2 protein-coding genes are annotated in these 1,894 nt (G+C 75.4%); both read right to left on the reverse strand.

What is annotated here, in order from left to right; translation table 11 throughout:
* A partial coding sequence (locus tag E1291_RS41230) for a TetR family transcriptional regulator (protein WP_242614698.1) occupies window positions 1–483 on the reverse strand: 483 nt, incomplete at its 3' end.
* A gap of 117 nt (window positions 484–600) precedes the next feature.
* Window positions 601–1,623 carry an Rv2578c family radical SAM protein gene (locus E1291_RS41235; protein ID WP_207401263.1) on the reverse strand — a complete coding sequence of 341 codons (1,023 nt, stop codon included), beginning with the start codon at window positions 1,621–1,623 and terminating at the stop codon, window positions 601–603.
* Window positions 1,624–1,894 lie beyond the last annotated feature (271 nt).

A 1,894-nucleotide genomic window follows, 5' to 3' on the forward strand; every position in this document is an offset into this window, starting at 1 on the left:
CGCCGCCGCCGTCAGCAGATCGGCGGTGAAGGCGTCCAGCGCCGCCCCAGGGCGCTCCCGCAGCGCCGCGGCGACCTGCCCGAGCAGCTCCTCGCGCTCGCGGTGCAGCCGCGCCCGCAGCACCGGCGTCGCCTCGATCAGCCGCAGCGCCGCCACGCCACGCCGCGCGTCGTGGATCGGGCCCTGCCACTCGCGCAGCACCGCGCGCAGGCACGCCCACGGCGCCTCACCGGCCGGACGCTCGCGCACGGCGGCCGCGACCCGCCCCGCCACGTCCCCGGCGTCGCCGAACACCACGTCCTCCTTGGACGGGAAATAGCGGAAGAAGCTGCGCTTGGACAGCCCCGCCGCCGCGGCGATGTCCTCCACCGTGGTGGCGGCGTAGCCGCGCTCGGCGAACAGCCCCATCGCCAGCTCCGCCAGCTCGGCGCGCACCGCCCGCCGCGTCCGCTCCCGCAGCCCCGGCCTCTTCCCGCTGATCACGCATCGAGGATAAATTATGACACTCGGCCCACTTTCTGACACAGGGTGCCAAACGTGGCGGCGGCGGCGTCCCGGCCCGGCCCCCGCCGAACGGGCACCGGGAACGGCGCCGCGGTGTCACAGCAGGGACAGCTGCTGCGCGCCGTCACCCGGAGGCGGCGGGACGGGACGGTGCGCGGCCGGCGGCGGGGAGCGGTCCAGCCCGTACCGGGCGGCCAGCTCCCGCACCTGAGCCGTGATCCGCTCCTGATAGGAGCGCGGAGCGTAGGCGCGGCCCCCGTACAGGCGCGCATACGCCGGGACCAGCCGCGGATGATGCTCGCGCAGCCACGCCAGGAACCACTCGCGCGCCCCCGGCCGCAGGTGCAGCGGGATCGCCGACACCCACGTCGCGCCCGCCTCGGCGATCCGCCGCACCGCCGCCTCCAGCTGCGCGGGGGAGTCGCCCAGGAACGGCAGGACCGGGCCCATCAGCACCCCGCAGCCCACCCCCGCCTCGTTGAGCGCCGCGCACACCTCCAGGCGCCGCCGCGGCGCGGGCGTCCCCGGCTCGGCCAGGCGCCACAGATCCTCCTCCAGGAACCCCACCGACACCGCCACCCCGACCTGCGTGCGCCCGGCCGCCTCCACCAGCAGCGGCAGGTCCCGCAGGATCAACGCCCCCTTGGTCAGGATCGAGAACGGGTTGGCCGCGCCCGCCAGCGCCTCCAGGATCCCCGGCATCAGCCGGTAGCGGCCCTCCGCCCGCTGGTAACAGTCGACGTTGGTGCCCATCGCGATGTGCCCGCCCCGCCACCGCGGCGCCGCCAGCTCGGCTCGCAGCCGCTCGGCGGCGTTGACCTTCACCACGATCCGCGAGTCGAAGTCCGCGCCCGAGTCCAGGTCCAGGTACTCGTGGGTCTTGCGGGCGAAGCAGTACACGCAGGCGTGCGAGCAGCCCCGGTAGGGGTTGACCGTCCACTCGAACGGCACCCGCGACGCCGCGGGCACCCGGTTGATCACCGACTTAGCCCGCACCTCGTAGAAGGTCATCCCGCGAAAGCCCGGGGTGTCGACCGTGCGCGCCACCGCGCCCCGCTCGACCAGCGGCAGCCCCGCCCCCGCGTCCTCGCCCGCCAGCCGCAGGTGGTCCCAGCGCACGCCCACTCCCCTCGAACATGTGAACGAATCATTCCCGCCCGGTCAGTATGGAACGCGTGTTCGAAGATCGCAATGGGGGGCGGCGTCCGGACGGCGGGGGAGCGCCCCCGCGCCACGCGGGTATCGGCCGTTCCGTCCATGGCATCCCGGCGAGTACGTGACAATGGCTCGCTATGGCATCGCGAGCGGGCACGGGACCAGGCACGGGGGCGGGCGGCGCGCGCGCCGGCGCTCCACGGCACGGCACGCGCGCGCCGGGCGCCGCACGGCG

The organism is Actinomadura roseirufa (assembly GCF_900659635.1).
GTDB lineage: Bacteria > Actinomycetota > Actinomycetes > Streptosporangiales > Streptosporangiaceae > Spirillospora > Spirillospora roseirufa.